General features: G+C 68.1%; 22 protein-coding genes and 2 pseudogenes. 10 read left to right on the forward strand and 14 right to left on the reverse strand.

Going from position 1 to position 22,573, the window contains the following annotated elements:
- Nucleotides 1-44: 44 nt before the first annotated feature.
- Both FU658_RS10580 and FU658_RS10585 read right to left on the reverse strand, forming a co-directional pair.
- Nucleotides 45-1,013: a proline iminopeptidase-family hydrolase gene (locus FU658_RS10580; RefSeq protein WP_147892055.1), complete on the reverse strand. Its 969-nt coding sequence runs from the start codon at nucleotides 1,011-1,013 to the stop codon at nucleotides 45-47.
- A 63-nt stretch (nucleotides 1,014-1,076) separates the two neighbouring features.
- The gene (locus FU658_RS10585) at nucleotides 1,077-1,532 is read right to left on the reverse strand and encodes a DUF4175 domain-containing protein (protein ID WP_147892056.1); all 456 of its coding nucleotides are present in this window, start codon (nucleotides 1,530-1,532) and stop codon (nucleotides 1,077-1,079) included.
- Nucleotides 1,533-1,712: 180 nt separating this feature from the next.
- Here FU658_RS10585 and FU658_RS10590 point away from each other — a divergent pair, with 180 nt between their 5' ends.
- The 6 genes and pseudogenes from FU658_RS10590 to FU658_RS10615 form a co-directional block, all read left to right on the forward strand.
- Nucleotides 1,713-2,801 (forward strand): zinc-binding metallopeptidase family protein, encoded by a 1,089-nt coding sequence (locus FU658_RS10590; protein ID WP_147892057.1) that lies wholly within the window; start codon nucleotides 1,713-1,715, stop codon nucleotides 2,799-2,801.
- Nucleotides 2,802-2,964: 163 nt separating this feature from the next.
- Nucleotides 2,965-3,171, forward strand: coding sequence for a hypothetical protein (locus FU658_RS10595; RefSeq protein WP_147892058.1), 207 nt, complete (start codon nucleotides 2,965-2,967; stop codon nucleotides 3,169-3,171).
- Nucleotides 3,172-3,272: 101 nt separating this feature from the next.
- A complete protein-coding gene (locus FU658_RS10600) occupies nucleotides 3,273-5,147 on the forward strand; it encodes an SEC-C metal-binding domain-containing protein (RefSeq protein WP_187266061.1) in 1,875 nt (624 codons plus the stop codon).
- 77 nt (nucleotides 5,148-5,224) lie between these two features.
- Nucleotides 5,225-5,437, forward strand: a pseudogene (locus FU658_RS10605) (helix-turn-helix transcriptional regulator); the annotation flags it as partial.
- Nucleotides 5,438-5,582: 145 nt separating this feature from the next.
- The gene (locus FU658_RS10610; RefSeq protein WP_147892060.1) at nucleotides 5,583-6,839 is read left to right on the forward strand and encodes a type II toxin-antitoxin system HipA family toxin; all 1,257 of its coding nucleotides are present in this window, start codon (nucleotides 5,583-5,585) and stop codon (nucleotides 6,837-6,839) included.
- Nucleotides 6,840-6,916: 77 nt separating this feature from the next.
- Nucleotides 6,917-8,496: pseudogene (locus FU658_RS10615) on the forward strand (MFS transporter); the annotation flags it as partial.
- A 42-nt stretch (nucleotides 8,497-8,538) separates the two neighbouring features.
- On the opposite strand, the gene FU658_RS10620 reads toward FU658_RS10615, so the two are convergent.
- The gene (locus FU658_RS10620) at nucleotides 8,539-8,844 is read right to left on the reverse strand and encodes a winged helix-turn-helix domain-containing protein (protein WP_147892061.1); all 306 of its coding nucleotides are present in this window, start codon (nucleotides 8,842-8,844) and stop codon (nucleotides 8,539-8,541) included.
- A gap of 82 nt (nucleotides 8,845-8,926) precedes the next feature.
- On the opposite strand from FU658_RS10620, the gene FU658_RS10625 reads away from it, so the two are divergent.
- Entirely contained in the window at nucleotides 8,927-10,435 is a 1,509-nt protein-coding gene (locus FU658_RS10625) for an NADP-dependent isocitrate dehydrogenase (RefSeq protein ID WP_147892062.1), read from the forward strand.
- 100 nt (nucleotides 10,436-10,535) lie between these two features.
- On the opposite strand, the gene FU658_RS10630 is transcribed toward FU658_RS10625, so the two are convergent.
- From FU658_RS10630 to FU658_RS10650, 5 genes are all read right to left on the reverse strand, one after another.
- Nucleotides 10,536-12,398 carry a DUF885 domain-containing protein gene (locus tag FU658_RS10630; protein ID WP_147892063.1) on the reverse strand — a complete coding sequence of 621 codons (1,863 nt, stop codon included), beginning with the start codon at nucleotides 12,396-12,398 and terminating at the stop codon, nucleotides 10,536-10,538.
- Nucleotides 12,399-12,542: 144 nt separating this feature from the next.
- Nucleotides 12,543-13,220, reverse strand: a complete 678-nt coding sequence (locus tag FU658_RS10635; RefSeq protein ID WP_147892064.1) for a hypothetical protein — start codon at nucleotides 13,218-13,220, stop codon at nucleotides 12,543-12,545.
- Nucleotides 13,217-13,759: an RNA polymerase sigma factor gene (locus FU658_RS10640; RefSeq protein WP_147892065.1), complete on the reverse strand. Its 543-nt coding sequence runs from the start codon at nucleotides 13,757-13,759 to the stop codon at nucleotides 13,217-13,219. The genes FU658_RS10635 and FU658_RS10640 overlap by 4 nt, the downstream gene beginning before the upstream one ends.
- 172 nt (nucleotides 13,760-13,931) lie before the next feature.
- Nucleotides 13,932-14,192: a hypothetical protein gene (locus FU658_RS10645; protein ID WP_147892066.1), complete on the reverse strand. Its 261-nt coding sequence runs from the start codon at nucleotides 14,190-14,192 to the stop codon at nucleotides 13,932-13,934.
- 2 nt (nucleotides 14,193-14,194) lie between these two features.
- Nucleotides 14,195-15,640, reverse strand: a complete 1,446-nt coding sequence (locus tag FU658_RS10650; protein ID WP_187266062.1) for an amidohydrolase family protein — start codon at nucleotides 15,638-15,640, stop codon at nucleotides 14,195-14,197.
- A 154-nt stretch (nucleotides 15,641-15,794) separates the two neighbouring features.
- Between FU658_RS10650 and FU658_RS10655 the strand changes: the two genes are divergently transcribed.
- Both FU658_RS10655 and FU658_RS10660 read left to right on the forward strand, forming a co-directional pair.
- Entirely contained in the window at nucleotides 15,795-16,277 is a 483-nt protein-coding gene (locus tag FU658_RS10655) for an RNA polymerase sigma factor (RefSeq protein ID WP_147892068.1), read from the forward strand.
- A 2-nt stretch (nucleotides 16,278-16,279) separates the two neighbouring features.
- Nucleotides 16,280-16,837, forward strand: coding sequence for a hypothetical protein (locus tag FU658_RS10660; protein WP_147892069.1), 558 nt, complete (start codon nucleotides 16,280-16,282; stop codon nucleotides 16,835-16,837).
- Nucleotides 16,838-16,897: 60 nt separating this feature from the next.
- Here the strand turns inward: FU658_RS10660 and FU658_RS10665 are convergent, their stop codons facing one another.
- The 6 genes from FU658_RS10665 to FU658_RS10685 all read right to left on the reverse strand — a co-directional run bounded on the left by FU658_RS10665 (nucleotide 16,898) and on the right by FU658_RS10685 (nucleotide 22,315).
- Nucleotides 16,898-18,082, reverse strand: a complete 1,185-nt coding sequence (locus FU658_RS10665; protein WP_147892070.1) for a linear amide C-N hydrolase — start codon at nucleotides 18,080-18,082, stop codon at nucleotides 16,898-16,900.
- Between the two features lie 71 nt (nucleotides 18,083-18,153).
- Nucleotides 18,154-18,930, reverse strand: coding sequence for a hypothetical protein (locus tag FU658_RS10670; RefSeq protein ID WP_147892071.1), 777 nt, complete (start codon nucleotides 18,928-18,930; stop codon nucleotides 18,154-18,156).
- Nucleotides 18,931-19,007: 77 nt separating this feature from the next.
- Nucleotides 19,008-20,372, reverse strand: coding sequence for a metal-dependent hydrolase family protein (locus FU658_RS10675; protein WP_147892072.1), 1,365 nt, complete (start codon nucleotides 20,370-20,372; stop codon nucleotides 19,008-19,010).
- Nucleotides 20,373-20,574: 202 nt separating this feature from the next.
- Complete coding sequence (locus FU658_RS14800) at nucleotides 20,575-20,733, reverse strand: zinc-binding dehydrogenase (RefSeq protein ID WP_222708421.1); 159 nt, start codon at nucleotides 20,731-20,733, stop codon at nucleotides 20,575-20,577.
- Entirely contained in the window at nucleotides 20,730-21,344 is a 615-nt protein-coding gene (locus FU658_RS14805; protein WP_222708422.1) for a hypothetical protein, read from the reverse strand. Before FU658_RS14805 ends, FU658_RS14800 begins: the two co-directional genes overlap by 4 nt.
- Before the next feature lie 128 nt (nucleotides 21,345-21,472).
- Nucleotides 21,473-22,315, reverse strand: a complete 843-nt coding sequence (locus tag FU658_RS10685; RefSeq protein WP_147892074.1) for an AI-2E family transporter — start codon at nucleotides 22,313-22,315, stop codon at nucleotides 21,473-21,475.
- Nucleotides 22,316-22,375: 60 nt separating this feature from the next.
- Here FU658_RS10685 and FU658_RS10690 point away from each other — a divergent pair, with 60 nt between their 5' ends.
- Complete coding sequence (locus tag FU658_RS10690; RefSeq protein WP_147892075.1) at nucleotides 22,376-22,555, forward strand: hypothetical protein; 180 nt, start codon at nucleotides 22,376-22,378, stop codon at nucleotides 22,553-22,555.
- Nucleotides 22,556-22,573: the final 18 nt, after the last annotated feature.

Below are 22,573 nucleotides of genomic sequence, written 5' to 3' on the forward strand. Positions count from 1 at the left end.
ATCGTCAGCGTTGCGGCGGCGCGCGCCCGCGCGCCCATGCAGCATCAAAGCCGCCCTTCATCGACGTCCCTCAGGAACTGCACGAGGCCCGGGAAGAAGTGCTGTGGATCGTCGTACTGCGCCAGGTGGCTGCCGTTCGGGCAGTGCAGATATCGGCCTCGCTGGACCTGGCCGGCCATCCACTTCATGTGTTCGGGATCCATCGTGTCGTGAGTCGCGCCGATGGTGAGCGTGGGGACGTCGATCCTTCCGAGGTCGGCCGAGCGGTTCCAGTTGCCGAGGGTGGCGTTGGGCGTCATCCCGAACTCACTGTGGCCCTGCATGTGCACATACAGCGCCTTGTTCAGATGCTTGAAGGTTCGCAGGATCGAGTCGGGCCATTCATCCAGCGGCATGCGCAGCACATGCGCGGTGTAGTGATGCTGCATCAGCAGCTCCTCGTAGCGCGGGTTCTCGTAGTCCTGCTCGCGCTCGAGCTGCAGTATTTCGGCGAAGACCTCCGGGGGCATCTGCGGGCCCAGCACCTCCCGGGCGTACCGGTTGTAGGCTTGGACGTCCGAAACCATGTTCGAGATGATCAGGCCCTTGAGGTGCTGCGGGTGCGCCAGCGCATACTCGATGGCCAGCATGCCGCCCCAGGACTGGCCGAACAGGAAGAAGTTGTCCTTGTCCAGCCCTAGCGCCCGGCGCACCTGCTCGACCTCGTCGACGAAATGCTCGATGGTCCATAGTGCTGGATCCCCGGGCTGGTCGCTGTAGTGCGAGTCGAGTTGGTCGTAGTAGATGTACTCGATGGCCTCGGCCGGCAGATAGCCGTCGAAGCATTCATACAGCTCGTGCGTGGCACCAGGGCCGCCGTGCAGCAGTAGGACGCGGATCGTCGGGTTGTTGCCGACGCGCTTGACCCAGACGGAAAACTCGCCCTTGGGGGTCGAGATCGGGATGCGACGGACGCCACCGGTGAGCTGGTCGGGTGCGTTGGAGTAATCGAGATAGTCTGATAGTTCGGTCATGGCGAAGCGTTCCTTATTTGCCCCGTGCCGCAGAACCGGCACCGTCGGTTGCTGGCGCTGCCCTCACCGCGCGGGCGCCGGCGAGGCCCCCAGTGGCCGTTGAAGGGCGCTGTAGATCAGCCACATGCCGAGCCCCCAGAAACCGTAGACCAGGGGCGCCAGGACCACGCCGGGCCACCGGAAGCCGCCTCCGATCGGGCTGCCCTTGAGCGGCAGCACGATGAACCAGTTCACCAGCGTGACGACCACCGCGGCAAACAGCACCCAGCCCAGCCAGCGCGGCAGCGGCAACCGGGACACCAGGAAGGCGCCGAGCACGCCCCACAGCCCGGTCCAGAACATGGACGAGACGACTTGCGGAACACCCCACGGCGCGGTCGACGCCATCGACCAGGTGCTGGCCTGGAACACACCCGCCTGGGTCAGCGCCCAGAACCCACCCTGGTGGAACACGAGATAGGCAACCGCCCCAGCGATGAAACCGCACAGCGCCGTGCGACCGGCTACGTTCGAATTCATGGGTCTGTCCTCAAGGCCGAAGGGCCAATAATGAGTTGAAACCTGGTGCGCAGTCGACTTTCACGGGGTGGGAAGCAGGTCGGCTACAGTAAACCCGGACACCAGCTCGTCGCGCCACCGGCACCGGGGGCGTTCCCGGTGATCAACGGGCGCCAGCCCCTCACGGACCAGAGGCCCTCCATGCGCTTGTTCAGTTGCGGTCGTTGCGGGCAACGGTTGTACTTCGAGAACGTGTCATGCACGCGTTGTGGTGCCACGCTCGGCTTCCTGCCGGACCGGCTTGAGCTGGTGGCGCTCGACGAAGCAGGCGACGGGTTGTGGCAGCTGCCCGGCGAGGCGACCCAGTACCGCATGTGCGTCAACTACGCCCGGCACGCAGCCTGCAACTGGATGGTTGCGGCGCACGACGAGCACGGCCACTGCCCGGCCTGCCGCCTCAACCACACGATTCCCGACCTTGGCGTGGAGGGGAATATCGAACTGTGGCGGGAAATGGAAACGGAGAAACGGCGCCTGGTTTATTCGCTGATGCGGCTGAACCTGCCGATGGCGCCGCGCAGCGATGGGCCGGGCGGACTCGCGTTCGACTTCCTGGCCGATTCGGTGGAACCCTTCAGCGAGCGCGGAAAGGTGCTCACCGGCCACGCCGGAGGGCTCATCACGATCAACATCAAGGAAGCCGACCCGGCGGAAAGGGAGCGCCTGCGTGGGCAGATGGACGAGCCCTATCGCACCTTGCTGGGGCATTTCCGCCATGAGTCCGGCCACTACTTCTGGGACAGGCTGGTCCGCGACACTTCTTGGCTGCCGGAGTACCGCGCCTTGTTTGGCGACGAAACCCTGGACTACGGCGAAGCCCTGGAGCGCCACTACAAGCACGGCGCGCCGGCGGACTGGCAGGAGCGATTCATCAGCAGCTACGCAACCATGCATCCGTGGGAAGACTGGGCCGAAACCTGGGCCCATTACCTGCACATCATCGACACCCTCGAGACGGCGTGGCAGTTCGGGCTGCGCTCCCAGCCCACGACCGGCGACGACCGATCGGGCGTGGTGCGTCATGACTTCGATCCGTACCGGGAATCCCGGGCCGAGACACTCATCGAGCACTGGCTGCCACTCGCGTTCGCGCTCAACAGCTTGAACCGCAGCATGGGGCACGAGCACGCCTACCCCTTCGTCATCTCGCCAGCGGTCGGCGAGAAGCTCGGCTTCATCCATCGGGTCATCCGGGGTGGGGACGATGGGGCGGCCCCAACCGCTGAGTGATTCACTGCCTGGGCCCGGTCCACGGCGCCATCTCGACCGGTTCGTCGCGATTTTCCGCGTTCGATCCCGTGGGACACCGCCTCCGTCGCATTCCGCTTGTGCATCGATGCGCCGGGATGGGAGGCTCCTGCCATCACGTTGAACCTGGCAACGGAGTCGGTTGATGACCACCCTCGCAACGATCGCCCTCTGGATCCTGCTCTTCATCCTGTGCTGGCCGCTGGCGGTGCTCGCCCTGCTGGCGTGGCCGATCCTCTGGCTGCTCTCGATCCCGTTCCGGCTGGTGGGTATCGGCGTCGGCGGCCTGCTGGCGCTGGTGCAGGCCATCGTGTTCCTGCCCGCGCGATTGCTCGGGTGGCGCCCCGCCTGATGGCCTGACGTTTGCCGCGTCCGCCCGCGCGCGTGCGAGGTGAGTGGGTCCGCTGGCGCCTGCATGGGATGATTTGCTCCCTGGCCACCGTGACCCCACCGATGAACGACTTCCCCGACCACGACAATCGTTCCGTCGCAGTCCCCGACACGCTGCACGTGTTCATCAGCCTCATCGTTTCCAGCGTGATCCGCGGGGTGCCTCCGGCGCAGCTGTACGACCTGGGCGAGCGGATGGTCCCGGACATGTTGCCTGCGATGGCGCGACAACCGGGGTCCGGGGACGGCGTGCGCATCATGGCGCGCATGCTGGTGCGCAGCATCACGGAGCATACGCCCCGCCCGGACCGCCGCTTCGCCATGCAGGCGGCGGCGCGTCCCGGGCGCAATGAGCCCTGCGACTGCGGCTCCGGGCGCAAGTTCAAGCAGTGCTGCCTGGTCTGGGAGCAGGGTGCGCCCGAGTCCCCGGTCGCGGGGATGAACCTGTTGCCCTATGTGCTGGAATGCCTGCCCCGCACGCAGTGGGGCGAGCTGGTGGGCAGCGCCATTGACCCACGGGCGGTCGACGACGCCGCGCGCGGGATGCTTGAGGCGGGCCAGGGCCAGCTGGCCGTCGCCCTGCTGGAACCCTGGTTCAAGGGCGCGTCCGAGATCCCCGGCAAGCACGAGCCCCTGCTCGACACCCTGGTCGACGCCTTCACCGAACTGGGCCGGCCGCGCAAGAAGAAGCAGCTGGTGGCGCATGCCCTGGCCCATGGCGACCACGTCATCCGTTCCAGCATGCACCAGCGCCTGGCCAGCATCGCCGCCGACGATGGTGATTACGCCGCGGCGTGGCAGCACTTCCGCCAGGCCCAGCGCGAGCACGCCGACGCGGCCTCGCTGGCGCATCTGGAGATCATCCTTCTCACGAACCAGGGCGAGCATGCCCGGGCCCGAGAACGCGCCCGCTTCTGGATTGCGCGCCTGCAACGCATCGACGCGGTGGGCAACGCGGAGCTGATCGACTTCCTGCGCGACGTGGCCGACCGCGGCCAGCAGGCTCTGTTCGACATCCAGGCGCAGCAGCGGCCCGAGCTGCGCGCGCTCCAGGAGCTGCTGGACGCCGCTCCGGCGCCGGTCAGCTGCTACGGATTCATCGGCGGCAGGGGCGGCGACCTGGGCGCATTGCGCCCCGACCGCGCGCTGTCGGCGGCGCTTCAAGCATGGGCGCAGGTGTTCCCGCAGGTTGGCCCGTCGTTGACGGCACTGGGGGTCGAGGATCACCCCGCGCTCGACGACCCGGCACCCTGGTTGCAGTGCCTGGCCGCACGTCCGCTGCTGTGGCAGAGCATCGAGGTACTCGACGACCTGGTGCTGGCGCTCACCGGTGACTGGATGTCCGGCATGGAGACCTTGTGCGACGGATTGCTCGACCGGGCTGAAACCCTGTTGCACCTCACTCTCGACGAGCACCCCGGCAAGACCCTGGAATGGGCCCACATGGAGAACCGGCCGGCGCTGCGCCTGTTGGCGCATCGCATCGCGCTGGGTGACCCGCACGCAGACGACGCCGTGCTGGACCGGATGCAGTGGATGCTGGCGTTGAATCCAAGCGACAACCACGGCAACCGCGACCTGCTGTGTGCCGGGCTGCTGGTCCGGGGCGATGCAACGCGCGCGCTGGCCATCGGCGACCAGTTTCCCGACGACGCCAACCTGGCGTTCGCCCGCGTGCTGGCCCTGTATGCGCTGGAGCGTCGGGACGAGGCGCAGCAGGCGCTTCGCGAGGCCCATGCCGGGCTGCCGCGGATCGCCCCGATGCTGGCCGCCGCCAACCCGCGCCGGCCGGCGCTCAAGCCGGGCTGGAGCACCTATGGCGGCGCCGACCAGGCCTGGTACCACCGCCAGCGCTACCTGCCGGCATGGGAGCGCTTCGAAGGGGCGCTCCCATGGCTGCGAAAGGCGCTGCGCGCGATCAAGCGCGGTCGGGCTTGATCCGAGCACCTGAATCGACAGGTAGAAGATACAAGATAAAGTTTTGTTTTATCCGTCTTAATGTAATTTAATGTGGCATGGCCAAGCGCACCCCACCGACGCATCCAAAGGCCCGGCGCCAGATCGAGGCGCTGGGCGCGCGGCTGCGCGCGGCCCGGATGCGCCGTCGGATGACCCAGGAGGTGCTGGCGGAGCGGGTGGGCGTGAGTGTTCCGACGATTGCGAAGCTGGAGAACGGTGATCCATCCACCAGCCTGGCCACCACCCTGCGCGCGCTCACCGCGCTGGGCCTGGCCGACGACATCGACCTGATCGCCGCCCAGGACACGCTCGGCCGCCAGCTGCAGGACAACGCGCTCAAGCGCCCCGGCGCATCCAGGCCGCGGCGTGCACCCGAGCCGGACACCGCCGGGAGACGCGTGCGGAGGTCGACCCATGAACGGGGCAGAGGTCTGGATCGACGATGCGACCCTGGGCGGCAGCATGCGGGTGGGCCGACTCACCCGATCTGCGAGCCGGTCGGGCGACACCCTCCATTTCGAGTACGACGACCGTTGGCTGGACGATGCGGGCCCGGTCCGGGCGTTCGCCCTGGACCCGGAACTCGGCCTCACGGCGGGCCCACACTACGCGCGCGCGGGTGCCGGCGCGCTCACGGGTGCGTTCCTCGACGCCTCGCCGGACCGCTGGGGCAAGCAGCTGATGGACCGTCGCGAGGCCATCGAGGCCCGCGCGCAGGCGCGTGCGCCGCGATCGCTGCGCGCCTGGGATCATCTGCTCGGCGTGCACGATCTGGGGCGGATGGGCGCACTTCGCCTGAAGGATCCCGACGCGGCGCGCTTCGTCGACGATGGACCGCTGGGGGCCCCGCCGATCACCGCGTTGCGGGAACTCGAGGCCGTCGCCGCCCAGGTCGAATCCGGTGCGGTGGGCGACGCCCAAGACGAGATCCGCTGGATCCGACAGCTGGTGGCCCCCGGTGCATCGCTGGGCGGCGCCCGACCCAAGGCCAGCTTCACGGATACCGACGGGCAGCTGTGGCTTGCCAAGTTCCCGTCGGGCGAGGATCGTCACGACGTCGGGCTGTGGGAGTACCTGACCCACCAGCTGTCGCTGTCCGCGGGCATCGCCATGCCCGAGGCCCGGCTGCTGGAGCTCTCCAGCCGTGGCCACACTTATGCCGTCAAGCGTTTCGACCGGATGCAGGGATCGCGCCGGGCGTTCTGCTCGGCCATGACCCGGCTGGACGTCGACACCAGCGAGGGCGGCAGCTACCTCGACATCATCCAGGCCATCGAGGGCGGCGGCACGTCCACCCGGATCGCGCAGGATCTGGAGCAGCTGTTCCGGCGCGTGCTGTTCAACATCCTGGTAGGCAATCGCGACGACCACCTGCGCAACCACGGCTTCCTGCGCGAAGGCGACGGCTGGCGCCTGTCGCCGGCCTTCGACGTGAACCCGAATCCGCACAAGGACAACCACGTGCTGGCCCTCGACGAGGCCGAAACGTCGCCGGATTCGGGTCTGCTTCTAGCCACCAGCGACTACTATCGGCTCGATGCGAAGCGCGCCGAGGCGATCGCAGGCGAGGTGCGCGCGGCGGTGCGGGAATGGGAGTCGCGGGCGCGGACACTGGGCGCGCGGGGCGCGGATGTTTCGCTGATGCGCGCCGTGATCGATCCGGAGCGGTGACCGTGGCACAGCCATCATCCTCGGCCCTGGCCCCCTTCCGCCACGGCATCTTCCGCTCGGTCTGGATCGCCACGCTCGCCTCGAGCTTCGGCGGCATGATCCAGGGCGTCGGCGCGGCGTGGATGATGGTGGCGCTGGCCGCGTCGGCGCAGATGGTCACGCTGGTGCAGGCCGCGATCACGCTGCCGATCGTGCTGCTGGCAATGGTGGCAGGCGCGCTGGCCGACGCCTACGACCGGCGCAAGCTGATGCTGGTGGCGCAGGTGTTCATGCTGGTGGTGTCCGCGGCACTGGCGGTCACGGCCTGGATGGGCCTGGTCACGCCGTGGCTGCTGTTGGCGTTCACCTTCCTCATCGGCTGCGGCGCGCGCTCAATGCGCCGGCCTGGCACGCCTCGGTCGGTGCAATGGTGCCGCGCCAGGACCTGCCCTCGGCCATCGCGCTCAACTCCATGGGCTTCAACGTGGCGCGCAGTGTCGGCCCGGCCATCGGCGGCCTGATCGTGGCCGTGGCGGGCGCGGCGGCGGCGTTCACCATCAATGCGCTCAGCTACATCGGCCTGATCTTCGTGCTGGCGCGCTGGCGCACGGTGCCGGAGCCGCGCGTGCTGCCGCGCGAGCGCCTCGGCCAGGCGATCCTCACCGGCATCCGCTACGTGTCGATGAGCCCGAACATCAATTCGACCCTGGTGCGCGGCCTGGTGACCGGCATCGGCGCCAGCTCGGTGATGGCGCTGCTGCCGCTGGTGGCGCGCGATGCAATGCAGGGCGGGGCGGCGATCTACGGCCTGCTGCTGGGCGCCTTCGGGGTGGGCGCCGTCATCGCGGCCTTCTGGTCGCACCGGCTACGCGCGGCCCATTCCAACGAACGCATCGTGCGCTACGCGCTGGCCGGTTCGGCGGTGGGCATCGCGATCACGGGCGTGAGCACCTGGCTGGCGCTGACCCTGGCCGCGCTGGTGCTGTGCGGGGTGGGCTGGGTGCTGACCCTGTCGACCCTCAACGCGACGGTGCAGTTGTCGGCGCCACGCTGGGTGGTGGCCCGCGCGCTGTCGCTCTACCAGATGGCCACCTTCGGCGGCATCGCGGGCGGGTCCTGGCTGTGGGGTGCCATCACCGAAGGCTGGGGGCTGACGACGGCGCTGCTGATCGGCGCCGCGGTACAGCTGGGCTGCGTGGCGCTGGGCCGCTGGTTCCACCTGCCCGAGACCGACGAGATGCGGCTGGACCTCCGGCGCTTCTCCGAGCCGGAAACCGACGTGCCGGTGCAGGGCCGCACCGGGCCGATCATCGTGACGATCGAATACCGGATCGCGCCGGCGGACACCTACGAATTTCTCGGCGCGATGGCCGAGCGGCGGCAGGCGCAGCGCCGAAACGGCGCGCGCCGCTGGACCCTGCTGCGCGACCTGGCCGATGCCGAGGTGTGGATCGAGCGCTTCCACAGCCCGACCTGGACGGAATACCTGCGCCACCGCGAACGCTTCACGGCCGACGACGCGTTGGTCGGGGAGCGCGTGCGGGCACTTCACCGTGGCCCGGACGCGCCCGTCGTGCGCCGCCTGCTGGAACGCCAGACCGGCTTCCCGCCAGAGGGGCCGGATGTCGAGCCGCGCGAGTGGACGCCGCCGATGACCGATCCCACGCGGCTGTCGTGAGGAAGGTCCACTCAATCCAGGTGACCGGGCGCGAGCCGCCACTCAGGACGGCGGTGAACCCTTTCGAGGCAGGATGGCGTGGATCAGGTCGCCCACGCGGCAGTGCGCCTCCAGCGGATGACGCAGAGGCACGTCGGTGTTGAGCCGATACACGTTGCGCCGGCCCTCACGCCGCCGCTCGACAACGCCTGCCTGCTCGAGCTCGGCGACGATGCGCTGCACGGCGCGCTCGGTGACTCCGACCCGGGCGGCGATCTCGCGCAGGGTCGGGTCGCCCTCGGAGGCGAGGCAGACCAGGACATGGGTGTGGTTGCTGAGGAAGGTCCAGCCGTTGGAGGTGTCGGTCATGACGCAAGTGCGCCATGGCTTGACACGAAAGGCAAGATGCGAATTACAATACACGAACTATAATTCGTATATTAAGGTGCGTATGTCAGCCGTCCTGTCCGCCCGCCCCGCCGCGCTTGCGCTTCCCGCCCGCACCATCGCCGTCGCCCAGGGTGACGGCATCGGCCCCGAACTGCTGGACGCCACGCTGGCCATCCTACGTGCGGCCGACCCCGGCGTAGTGCCGCATGCGGTCACGGTGGGCCTGGAGGCCTACCGCACCGGGGCGCAGGCCGGCTTCGGCCGGGAGGTGGTGGACGCGATCGCCGAGCACGGCGTGCTGCTCAAGGGGCCGATCACCACCCCGCAGGGCGGGGGCTACAAGAGCGTCAACGTCAGCCTCCGCAAGACCTTCGGCCTCTACGCGAACCTGCGCCCGTGCGTGGCCTACGACCCCGTGGTGCCCAGCCGGCACCCCGGCATGGATGTGGTCATCGTGCGGGAAAACGAGGAGGACACCTACGCCGGCATCGAGCACCGGCAGACGCGCGAGGTGGTCCAGTGCCTGAAGCTGGTCAGCCGGCCGGGCTGCGAGCGCATCGTGCGCTATGCCTTCGAGTACGCCCGCCGCCACGGGCGTCGCAAGGTGACCTGCATGACCAAGGACAACATCATGAAGCTCACCGATGGCCTGTTCCATCGGGTCTTCCAGGAGGTGGCCGGGGAGTATCCCGAGCTCGCCACCGAGCACATGATCATAGATATCGGCACCGCGAAGATGGCGGTGGACCCGGGACGCTTCGACGTCGTGGTGACGCCCAACCTCTACGGCGACATCCTCTCGGACGTGGCCGCGGAAGTGGCCGGCGCGATCGGCCTGGCGCCTTCGGCGAACCTGGGCCAGGGCGTGGCGATGTTCGAGGCCGTGCACGGTTCGGCGCCGGACATCGCCGGCCGTGATGTGGCCAACCCGTCGGGGTTGCTGCTCTCGTCGGTGATGATGCTGGTGCACCTGGGGCGCGCCGGCGCCGCCTCGGCGATCCACAACGCCTGGCTGAGCGCGCTCGAGGACGGCTTCCACACGATCGACCTGGCGGGCGCGAGCGGGCGCCGACCCGTCGGCACGCGCGACTTCGCCCGCGCGGTCATCGATCGGCTGGGCCTGCGTCCGCAACAGCTGGCGGCCGTCGACTACCCCGACGGGCACGCCGGCGGCATCGCCATGCCGAAGTTCGCTGCCCCGCCTCGCGAGGAGAAGCGCTTCGACGGCGTCGACGTCTTCATCGACTGGGACGACGACAGCCGGGACCCCGGCGTCCTCGGCCCCCGCATCGCGGCACTGGCGGGCAGCGCCTTCGAGCTGGCCCTGATCACCAATCGAGGGGTGAAGGTGTGGCCATCCGGCATGTCCCAGACCTTGTGCGTGGATCATTGGCGCTGCCGGTTCCTCCGAACCGGCGGCGAAGGCAGTGCAATGTCGCGGGCTCAACAAGGCCGTGCCGTGGCGGACCTGTTGCAGCGACTCGCCGAAGGCGGCATCGAGGTGGTGAAGACCGAATCGCTCTTCAGCTTCGACGGCGAGCGCGGCTGGTCACAGGCGCAGGGGGAGTAGGCGCCACAGGCACTGCCAGGCGTGCCTTTGCGGCGGGTCGGCGCTGCCATCCGCCGAGGGGCCCGGTGTCGAGCCCCCTTGCGGGAACGCCAGTGCGGCTTCAGCCGGCGCGAGTGCGCTCGATCCACTGGTCGACGCGACGCTCCAGCAGGTCCAGCGGCATCGCGCCGCCACCCAGCACGGTGTCGTGGAAGCCGCGGATATCGAAGTCCTCGCCCAGTTCGGTTTCGGCCTTCCGGCGCAGTTCCTGAATCCGAATCATGCCGACCTTATAGGCGGTGGCCTGGCCGGGCATGATCAGGTAGCGCTGGATCTCCGACTCCATCGCCGCCTGCGGGATCGAGCCGTTCTCGCTGAAGTAATCCAGTGCCTCCTGCTGCGTCCAGCCCTTGGCGTGCATGCCGGTGTCGACCACCAGGCGGACCGCGCGCCACATCTCCGACATCAGCCGGCCGTAGTCGGAGTAGGGGTCTTCATACGTGCCCGGCACTTCCTTCGCCAGCCATTCCGAGTACAGGCCCCAGCCCTCGGCGTAGACGGTGGAGCCGTAGCGTGTGCGGAACACGGGGATGTCCTGCAGCTCCTGCGCGATGGAAATCTGCATGTGATGGCCGGGCAGGCCCTCGTGGTAGGCGATGACCTCCATCTCGGTCCTGGGCATCGCGTCCATGTCCGACAGGTGCGCGTAGTAGATGCCCGGGCGCGACCCGTCGGCGGTGCCGGGGTAGTAGTGCTGGGCGGCGCCGTCCTGTTCGCGGAAGGGTTCGACGCGGCGCACCACCAGGTCTGCCTTGGGCAGGATGCCGAAGTACTCCGGCAGCACCTGCTTGATGTTCTCGATGGCGGCGGTGGCGTCGTCGATATAAGCCTGGCGGCCGGCGTCGGTGTTGGGGTATCGGAACTGCGGGTCGGTGTTGATGAAGGCGAAGAACGCCTGCAGGTCGCCCTCGAAGCCGACCTGCTCCATGATCGCCTCCATCTCCCCGCGCAGCCGCGCCACTTCGTCCAGGCCCAGCTGGTGGATCTGGTCGGCGGTCATCGAGGTGGTGGTGTTTTGCCGCAGCTGGTGGGCGTAATACTCCGCGCCGTTGGGATGCGTGGTGCCGACGCCACTGGGGTTGACCAGCGCGTTGGCCTGTTCCTGCTCGCTCCAGGCGGTGACCGCGTCATAGGCCGGCTTGAACTGTTCGACCAGCGCCGTGCGTGCCTGCTGCTTGAGTTCCTCCGCGCGCTCGGTGGTGATCTCACCGCTTTCGGCCAGTGCGTCGGCCTTGCGCTGCAGGTCGGCCCACAGCGCGCTGTCCTCGCCGTCGTCGAACGGGGCGCCGCTGACCACGCGGCGCGATTGGTCGACCACGCCTTCCAGCGCAAAGCGCGGGGGAAGGATGCCCTGCTCGGCGGAGGCACGGGCGTGGGTCAGCAGCTGGTCGAAGAAACGCGGCACCTGGCCCAGGCGCGACAGGTAGGCCAGGTAGTCCTGCTCGTCCTCGACCTTGTGGAAGTTGATCAGGAAGGTGGGCAGCATGCTGTGCATGCCGTTCATCTGGTCGAACGGGTAGCCGTTGCGCATGAACGGCATGCCGTCGCGCAGGTCCTCGTACTGCCGCGTCCACAGGTCCCACGACAGGCGCGTTTCATCGTCGAGGTGGTCGCGGTCGAACTCCGCCTCCATGGTCGCGACCGAGGCCTGCATCCACTCCAGCCGCCTGCGCAGGCCTTCCTCGGACGCATCGTCGATCTGGTCGTTGAGGTCCTTGCTGCCATAGAAGGTCAGCATGATGGGGCTGAAGCGCATCCACTCCTCGTACTGCGCATCGAACCAGGCATTGAGGCGCTGCGATTCGTTGCGCACCTGTTCGGCGGTGGGTGCGGCGGCGACGGCGCCTTCGGGTTGCGGCGAGCAGGCGGTCAGCGCCAGCGCCAGCGCCAGTGCGCTGCAGGCAAGGATGGGACTACGACGCATCGGGTGTCTCCGGAAGTCTGGAACGCCGCAGTCTGCCCATGAGAGGCGGAGGCCACCAGTGTGATTGGTCAGGTGTTGCTTCCGCGCCAGGGGTGCCATCGCGACGAGCGTCCGGCACGTCGCCTCCTTGTCCGAGCTGGCCGGTCAGCGCGGCGAAGGTGACTCGCGCTCGAGTGACTCGATTCGCGCCAGCTCCCTGCGGGCCGCCTCCAGGCTGGCGCCACGCATGTTCCGCCGCAGCCGTGCGTACAGTCCCGGGCGTTGGCGCGCCCAGTGCTCGAAGCCCCAGGTGCCCACGAGGCCGAGTACACCGGCGCCCAACCACCACCACAGCGCCACGCCGACGTTGACGGCGAAGTCGGCGCCCAGGTGCGCGAACACCACCATGGCGAATGGGATCCACAGCAGCCACCATGCAAGGCCCAACGCGGTGCTGCCGCGCACGTAGGTGGTTTCAATCGCCAGCACGGTTCGGTCCAGTTCCGTCACAGGCGCGGCGAAGTCCACTGCGGCCATGCGACCCAGGGTGAGGCCACCGAGAATGATCATCGCCACGCCATAGGCGTGCATGATCAACGCCGCGGCCAGCACGTGGGGCACACCGGAATAGCGCTGCCAAACGGGAACCGCCACGGCGATCACCAGCAGGCCCGCGATGATCTGGAGCGTCTGCCCCCAGCCCAGGGGCCGCAGGGTGCGCTTCAGGCCGTGCAGGTGCTGCCCTCGGGTGGCGTCGGCCAAGTGCACATCCAGCCGGTCGATGCGCTGGTCCAGCGCGGCCCAAGCGGCCTGCAGGCGGTCGAGTTCGGTCGTGTCGTTCATGATCGGGTCTCCGGGTTCGTGTCTGCAAAGCGCTGGGACAGGGCGGATTTCAGGCGGCCGATGCGGGTGGTGACGTTGCTGGAGCTCAAGCCGAGGATGTCGGCGATCTCCGCGGTGCTGCGCGCTTCCAGGTACAGCAGCAACAGGGCGCGATCGTGCCGCCCCAGACTGGCCATCGCCTGGCTGAGCAGCAGCATGTCGTCGATGGCCGCGTTGGTCCGTGGCTCGGCGGGCAGGTCTTCGATCGCCACCCCGGGCAGATCGGTCGTGAAGCGATGGCGCGCGGCCTCGTTGCGCGCATGCGTCATGGCGGTATTCAGCGCGACGCGATACATCCAGGTGGTGAAGCGCCGCGCGCGGTCGTAGGAAGGCCATGCCCGCCAGAGCTGGGTGGCGATCTCCTGGGCAAGGTCCTCACGATCGGCCGGGCTGGAGGCGTAGGCGGCAGCCACCTTGAACACGATGCGACGGTGCTCGTGCAGCAACGCGGAGAACTCTGCGTGGCGGTTGTGGCCGCTGGCGTGGGCATGGGTCGGCATCGTCGGGTCCGGGCGGGTGTCGAAACCATGATTGGCGCCGGGAGGTGATTTGTCACAGCCGCTGCCTTCAGGGGGGTCGCCGACGGCCGTTGAGTGGGCGGCGACGTCCCCCTGCATGGATGAGGGGAACGTCGCCGCGGTGCCGGTGGTGGAACCCGGATCGTGGGGGGCGTTACCCCGTCGTGAGCCGCTTGCGCAGCGCTTCCCAGATCTGCCGGCGCGCCTGATAGGTGCTCACGCCCAGCACCAGCGCTGCCAGCCAGAAGGTGCCCTCGGTGGTGACGGCGGCCAGTGTCGCCAGGACGACCATGGCCCCGAAGCCCACGTCCATGGCGATCCCGATGCCCAGGGCGATCCAGCTCAGCACGCAGGCCGCGCCGGCCAGGGCCACCCAATGCCACTTCCTGTTTTTCGTCGTGTTGTTCGTGGTCATGATCATTCTCCCTTCAGTTGATTGAGTGCTTCGGTGGTGAGCAGCTGTCCGTCGAGGACGACGGCGTGGATCTGTTTCGTGTTGGAAATGTCGAGCAGCGGGTTGGCGTCGAGCACCAGCAGGTCGGCCTGGTAGCCGGAGGCGATGCGGCCGGTTTGCTCGCCGATGCCCAGGGCGTCGGCGGCATTACTGGTGGCGGCCAGCAGCAGGCGCGGTGCGGGCACGCCGGCGTCAGCCAGCAGTTCCATTTCACGGTGCACGCTGATGCCCGGCGCGACCCACGGGTTGCCCATGTCGGTGCCGATGGTCATGCGCGCGTCGGTGGCGTGCAGGCGTGCCGCCATGCGCTGCACCTTCGGCCACACGGCGCGGGCGCGCTCGAAGTCCTCCGCCTCCCAGCCGAGGCCGAAGGTGAACCACTCGTTCCAGTTCGCCAGCAGGCGCGGGTGGGCATATCGGCGCGAGTCTTCCTTGTAGGTGTCGTCGGAGTCCTGCACGAAGGCGGCGTGGAACACCATCACGGTGGCGTCGAACACCGGGCGGTGCTGCTCGAACGCGGCGATGAGCTGTTCGGCATGCGGGCCGTCGACGTCGAAGTGTTCCCACCATTCGAAGAAGCTGTAGGTCGCGCCGCGCGAGGTGGCCTGCCAGGCGTCGCGCTGCTCGGTGGTGCGCAGGTCCGGGCTCAGCGGCATCAGGTGGACGATGCCGTCCAGGCCCATCGCCAGCGCGTCGGTCCAGGCGATGTCCTCCAGGTGCGCCACGCTCGGCCGGCCGTGGGCGCGGGCCTCGTCGATGCCGGCCTGCAGCATCTCCGGCGACAGGCCGGTGTAGAACTTTATCCAGTCGGCGCCGCCGGCGACCTGTTCCGCCACGAGGCGGCGCACGTCGTCGGGTGTTTCCGCGGCCACGGCCAGGCCGCGCAGCTTGGCGTTGTTGATGATCAGGCCGGCGTTGAAAAGCTCCGGGCCGACCAGTTCGCCGGCCGCGCGCCGGGCCTTGTAGCGTGCGGCGGATTCCAGATCGCCGCCGGGATTGCGCACGGTGGTGACACCAAAGGCCACCAGGCGGCGCGCGTTGTGCTCGGCGATCTCGTCGTCGGGCAGGGCCTGCCCCAGCACCTGGCCGTCCTCTTGCAGGATCTCCATCGGGCCGAGGTCGAGGTGGGCGTGCATGTCGATCAGGCCGGGCATCAGGTAGCGGCCTTGGAGGTCGAGCACCTGCGCTTGTTCATGGCACTCGGCACTGCCGGCCTCGTCGATGCGCGCCAGCCGGCCGGTCTCGATGCGTACGCAACGCGGTGCGCTGACGCGCTCGTGCTCGGCGTCGATCACCTGTACGTTGTCCAGGGCCAGCGGGCCGTGGTTCGGCTGGCCCTGCGCGGGCCAGGGCATCAGCAGTATGGAAATCGGGAAGAGCAGGAAGATCAGGAAGATGATGAGCCTCATGGGCGGTGCCTTTCGGGTGGGTTCGCCCAACAAGTGCGCCGTCGCCGTGGATTTCTTACGAACAAAAAATAATTTTTTCCGGCTGTAAGAAATCACCCGCCCGCTGCGACTAGGGCTGCTGATACCCCGAGCCAACGGTTGAAACTTCCCGCCCATGCACGCCCTCTGGCCCCAGGTCCAAGCCTTCCATCCGCAGCTGTGGCGTGCGGTGTGCGGCTATGAGCTGAACCCGGCAGTGCGCGAGGAGCTGCTGCAGGAGGTGTTGCTGGCGATCTGGGAAAGCCTGCCGCGCCTGCGCGACCCGGCCATGCTGCTGCCCTTCGTGTTGCGCATCGCGCACAACCTCGGCGCCAGCCACGTGCGCTCGGAAACCCGGACGCCCAATCCGGTGCCGTTCGACGAGGCGCTGCACGATGCCCCCGACCCCGGCGCGCGCGACATGGGCAGCCGCACCCAGTGGCTGTTCGATGCACTGGCCACGCTGCCGTTGAAGCTGCGGCAGGTGCTGATGCTGCAGCTGGAAGGCTTCGACTACCAGGAGACCGCGGACATGCTGGGAATTTCAGTCGAGAACGTGGGCGTGCGCCTGCACCGCGCCCGCGAGCGCCTGAAGGCCCTGTCCCGCGAGGAGGCGTGACGATGAACTTCGATGATCAACTTTCCCAAGCCTTCAAGGGCGAAGCGCCACCCAAGGCGTCGCCCGACCTGGCGCGCCGGGTGCGCCAACGCCACTGGCGCCACCGCGCGCTGCGCGTGCTGGAGGTGGTGCTGACGCTGGCCGCGGTGGCGGTGTTCGTGCCCGCGCTGGTCAGCGGCGGCATGACCCCGACGCACTGGTTGCTGATGCCGTTCTACGCGGTGTTCCTGCCGACGGTGTGGATCATCGCGCTGCGCAAGCCAGGTCAGCGCGGCGAAGATCTCACCCAGAGCGCCGGCGTTTACGCGCACCTGCGCATGGCGCAACTGCGCACCGGTCTGCGCGACCTGTGGCTTGCGCGGGCGACGGCCTGGGCCCTGCTGGGCTATTCGCTGCTGGCGAACGCGGCCATCTGGCTGCTGGGCGCCACGCATTGGCGCGTCGACGGGCTGGTACTGCTGCTGGTGGCGCTGGGCTGGCTGGCGGGCACCCTGTGGCTGAGCGCCACGCTGCGGCAACGCAGGCTGCGCGAGTACCGGGCGGTGCGGCGGCTGGTGTGAGAGATACGAGGGGCGCTGAATCGACGAATCAGGGTTCAGCGCCCCCGGGGCCTGCCTGACTCAGGGTGCCATGCCGGCGATCACGGCCGAAGTGCCGTCCGGCGTCGAGGCATCGAGGCGCTTGAGCGGCAATATCCGCACACCGTCGGTCTGCGAAAGCTGCTCCAGATCGATCATCGTGTAGTTGAGCGAGTCGTAGGTCCGGATGTGGAACCGGTTCCGGCTCAGGTCGGTGAGGTTGGTCCACGAGGTGAATTCGGTGGAGTACTGGGACGCGTCACTGACCAGGGCGGTGAGGTCCATGTGCTCGCCGCCACCCTCGCGCTCGTCGATGGTGATGCCCTTGGGCCGGTCGAAGTTGTTCATGATGCGGCCCAGCGTGATCACGGCGGCATCCGGATCGTCGACCTTCTCGGCGAACTTCGAGTAGTACACCGCACGGACGAAGCGCCCCACCGAGGTGTTCGACGCCGGCAGGCCGGCGGTGGCGATGCCTGAGTCGGGCTGCGTGGCAGTGAAGTCGCCAAAGGTGGCCGTGGGTTGGTCGAGGTTGGAGAGAAAGGTGTAGTTGTTGAGGTTGGTGAGGTGCCACTCGAACTCGGGGCCATTGGTCATCACGCCCACCGGGTTGTCGTGCACGGTCATCTGGCCCTTGTTGAACTCGATGACGATCGAGGCGCCGCCGCGGTCGTGGACCACGTAGTGGAACGGCGGCAGTGCGCCACCGATCGCCGCCAGCGGCGCCAGCATCACCGTCTGCCGGGTCAGTGCCTGCTTCACTTCGTCCACGTTGGCATGCTGCGCCAGTATCCAGCTGCCCAGGTCCAGCGCCGACAGCACGCGTCGGGTCATCGCGACCGAGTCCTGCGGGCCCGCCGCTGAGGGATAGGCCAGCAGGCTGAAGGTCAGCCCCTGGTTGTTGAAGCCCTCCATCAACTTGAGGTCGCCCACGCCGAGCGGCGAGTCGGCCGTGGGCAGGCGGTCGGGCATGGTGACGCCGAACAGGGGATATTTCGCCTCGTAGGTGAGTGCCCGCTGCCCCGGGACCTGCGAGCGGAATGCATGCCCGGCGGGCACGTACAGCAGCTGGTAGGGCAGGTCGGCGGAGAGCTCGAGCGTGCGCCCAAGATAGACGCTTCCGTTCGCGTCGGTGTAGGTCAGCGAGGTGCACGCCTGGGTTGGCGCACTCAGGGACAGCGCCAGCGCGGCTGCCAGGGGAATGAGACTCAGCTTGCGATTCGACATGGTGTGCTTCTCCTGTTTGGAAATGCGCGCGTCGTGGGCGGCGCTGGGGATCTCTCCTGTTTGAAGGGGCGCTAGAAGCGAAATTCGAGGGCCACGCCCGGGCCATGCATGACGGCATCGAAGGCGAAGCCGCCGGAGGTGCTGAAATCGGTCTCGATGCGCCGGTAGCCCAGCACCAGCGAGGTGCGCCTGCCGAACTCGTAGCCGATCGACACCATCAGGTCGGTGGTCAGGTCGGCGCCGCCGGCACCCGCGAGCGCCCAGCCGCTGACGAAGAAGGCGTTGTCGAAGTGGTGTGCGCCCTTCAGACCGACCTGGATGTCAGGCCACCACTCGCGCTGCGAAATGCCGTACTGGCGCGGAATCGGCAGTTCATCCGGTATCTCGCTGGGCACGTTGTAGGTGAAGCGGGTGCCCAGGGACCAGAAGCGGACGCCCGCCACCAGGTCGAGATGGCTGCGCCGGTCCTGCCGCAGGCGGTACTGCATCGCCAACAGCGCTGTGGTGGTGCTGGTGCTCACCTCGATGGGGAAGTGGACGCCGCCCAGCGGGATCCTGACGGTGTCGCTCAAGTCGACTGCAACGATGTCGCCGAACAGCCCGTAACGTTCCCGATGGGCCTCGAACACCACCATGCCGGCGGCATCCAGACGGCTGAAGACATCGCTGAAGCTGGCGCGGGGATGCAGGCTGATGGGGAAATTTTCATGCGACAGGCTCCCGTCCACACCTGCCGTCCACAGGTAGGGCACGACCCGGACCTCCCAGGGGGAATCCGACGCCTGGACGGGCCCGGCGATGGCTGTGGCTGCGGCGATCAACGCGGTGGAAAACAACGAACGATGCACGGTGGTATCCCTCCCTCTTGCTTCGGTTGAGTTCTTCCCGGCGGTGGCCGACCACGAGCTGGTGATCGGCGGGTCGTTCACTCCATGGTGTTCTTGACGATCCGGCCGTCCTTGACGATCACGATGAAGTTCCGCTCGGGATCCTCGATGAGCCGGAGGTTGGCGACGGGGTCGCCGTCCACCAGCAACAGGTCGGCCATGGCGCCTTCCTCGATGACCCCCAGCCTGCCCGGATAGCTGTTGCGCTCGCCGGAGAGCGCCAGCAGTTCGCCGTTGTTGCCGGTGGCGATGCGCAACACCTCGCCCGGGCTGTACCAGGTGGCCAGCTTGGCAAGCTGCGCGGCGTGGCGTGGCAGGCCGGCGCGGTTGAACAGGATGTCGGTGCCGAAGGCCACCCGCACGTCGTGCTTGCGGGCCAGCTCGAACGCACGGGCGGTGCCGGTCGACACCATCAACTGCTTGACCCGCGCCTGCCCTTGCTTGGGGTTGGAGTCCTCGTCGTCGAGGAAGGGCTGCAGGCTCCACCAGACGCCTTCGCGGGCCATCAGGCGCACCACGTCCTCGTCGACAAGCTGGCCATGCTCGATCGATTTCACGCCGGCCTCGATGGCCTGGCGCACCGCCCTCGACGTGTAGGCATGAACGGCCACGTACGTGCCCCAGTTCTCCGCGGCCTCCACCGCCGCACGGATCTCGGCGACCGTGTACTGCGTGACATCAAGCGGATCGTAGATCGAACTGACGCCCCCGCCGGCCATCAACTTGATCTGGGTGGCACCCAGCATCAGCTGCTCGCGGGTGCGCACGCGCACCACATCGGGGCTGTCGGCGATCATCGCCACGCCCATCCGCTCGGCGTGGCTGAGCGCGTCCCCGGCGGCCCGGGGCACTTCATGGGGCATCCTGAAATCGCCGTGTCCGCCGGTCTGCGAGATCATCGCGCCAGAGGGGAAAATCCGCGGCCCCGGCACCAGGCCGGAGTCGATCGCACGCTTGAGACCGAAGGAAGGGCCGCCCATGTCGCGCACGCTGGTGAAGCCCTGCATCAGGGTCTGCCGGGCCACGTCGCCGGCCAGGAAATTCAGGTAGCCCGCATCGGCGGTCATTGCCGTGGGCATGTCCGGGGCGATCAGCATGGAGTGCCAGTGGGCATCGATCAGGCCGGGCATCAGCGTGCGCCCACCCCCGTCGATGACGGTGACCTGCAGGCCCGGCTCGGGTGTGATGGTGTTGGGGGAAACCGTGTGGATGCGGTCGCCCACCACCAGGACGTTCTGGGAGGGCGTCAGGGTGGTGTCGGTGCCGGTGAATACGCGGACATCCTGGAACAGCAGGCCGTCGGCCTGTGTCGCCTGCTCCTGCGCCAGTAACGGGATTGGGACCAACGCGATGACCGTCCAGCACGCGATCAGGGCCGCCGCGGTGGAACGAGACCAACCCATTGCAACCCCCCTTGCCGTGAGTGACGGCAGCCGGCAGCGCGACACCGGCGGCAGAGTTTCAAGTTACAAGATAACGATGGCGCCGGTGTGATCGCGGCGTGAGTGTCTGTGCGATCGGCCTCTCAGGCGCCGCGATGGCCTCGGCCCATGCTGTCCTCCGACCCGATGGCGGAGGTGTGCAGCATCGTTGAGCAGACAATGGCTAGCGCGGCTGCCTCACCACCCTCAGCACCACCTTGCCGCGGGTATGGCCGGTCTCGACCTGCCGGTGGGCTTCACCGGCCTGGGCAAGCGGAAGCTCGAGCGACACGGCGGGCTGCACGATGCCCGCCTCGAGCAGCGCCACCATCACACGGTTCATCGCGTCACCTCCTGTCGGGCCCAGGCGAGGCTGCGCCACAGCTGGACGGTTACCACCAGGTACCACAGCCCCACCAGTGGACCGACATCGACCAGGCCGGCGGTGTCGGGGGGTTCGGGAAAGGTCCACAGGTTCAGCACGAGCAGCAGCAGGCCGATAGCCAGGCCCGGCACGGCGAACGGCCAGCGGTAGCGTGGATGCGCGAACATCGACACCGCGGAGCACACGGTTCCCAGGCCGACGTAGACGTCCCATGCGACATCCAGGCCCAGCCAGATGCCCACCATGTCGCCCACCGTGTCCGGCGCCCGGCTGCGAACGCCCAGTTGCACCAGCAACATCGCGGTGAGGAGCGCGCCCGCGGCCACATTGCTGATCGCGCCGATCGCCGAGGCGGTGGGGCGCCCGCCGAGTCGCAGCAGACGATGCAGGCCCAGGCTGGCCAGGCCGATCGCCGGCCCCAGCAGGGCGGCGAGGGTGGCGCTCACCGCCAGGGGGGCGCCGGGCAGGAAGATCAGGAGGGGGTAGAAAACGCTGGCGCACAGGCCGCCGACGATGCCCATCCTCATCCAGCTGAGTTCGGCCTCGGCTGCCGTCGTGTGTGCATGCATGTCTGTCCCCCGCGGCAGGCCATGACGGCCGGGTAGCACCGGTGCAGCAGGGAAGATGATGCGCGCGGTGCCGGGGCGCCTCGCGTGCCGGAAGTCCGGCGCGCCGGGCGCTGTTTCCCAGGGGATTCTCAGGACTGGGTCTGTCTGCCCAGCACGTCCTCGACGTAGAGCTTGTTGACCGCCACCATCGCCACCACCGTCAGCGGCGCGGCCAGGATCAGGCCCATGACGCCGAACAGCACGCCCATCAGCACCTGCGTGGCAATCATCAGCGCCGGCGCCACGTGCACCGCGCGTTGCTGGATCATCGGCACCACGATGTTGCCTTCGATGTTCTGCACGATGAGATAGAAGACCAGGACGATCAGCCCCACCTGCGTGCCTTCGGCGAACCCGGCCAGCAGGATGGGCACCGCGGCGATCAGCGGGCCGAGGAAGGGGATGAAGGTGAGCAGGGCGGTCAGGACGCCCAGTCCAAGCCACACGTCCACGCCGATCACCAGTAGGCCGATGCTGACGGTGACGCCGAGAAGCAGCATCGAGACGAGTTGCCCCAGGAACCACCAGCGCAGGGAGAGCGCGATGGCGCCCAGCGCTCGGTCCATGCGCTGCCGAAGCGGGTCCGGGAACAGCTTCAGCAGGCCGTTGCGGTAAAGCCCCGGGTTGAAGGCGGCGAACAGTCCGAGGGCAAGCAGGATGACGAGGCTGGAGAGCGCGCCCAGCAGGAGCATCGTCGCTTTCGCCACGTGGTCCACCACCATGCTGGCGGCGTCGGCCAACTGATCGGAGTTGCCGTTGCCGAGCCATTGCTGCGCCCAGCCGAACTGGCCCAGCCACCCCACCAGATCATCGATGAAAGCGGCGACGCGGCTCCACAGTTCGTCGAACTGTTCCAGAAGCGGCGTGGCCATGTACATGGCCACGCCGCCAGCGACGCCACCACGACAACCAGCACCAGAACCAGCGACCATACGCGCGAAAGCGGGCTGTTACGGGCCAGCGCACTGGCCAGGCCATCCAGGCCGACCGCCATGAGCAATCCGCCAAAGACCAGCAGCAAAACGTCGCCTACGAGCCAGAAGACCACACCGGTGGCCATCACCAGCAACACGACATCGGTGCGCAGCCAGCGCTTCTCGTGGCTGCTTGCGGGCGAATCGGGCGCGGGCGATGGGTCTGGCATGCGCTGCGTCTCCGTCTTCAAGCTGTGATCGCCGGCTCAACGGCCG

This window comes from Alkalisalibacterium limincola, assembly GCF_008017755.1.
GTDB lineage: Bacteria > Pseudomonadota > Gammaproteobacteria > Xanthomonadales > Xanthomonadaceae > Alkalisalibacterium > Alkalisalibacterium limincola.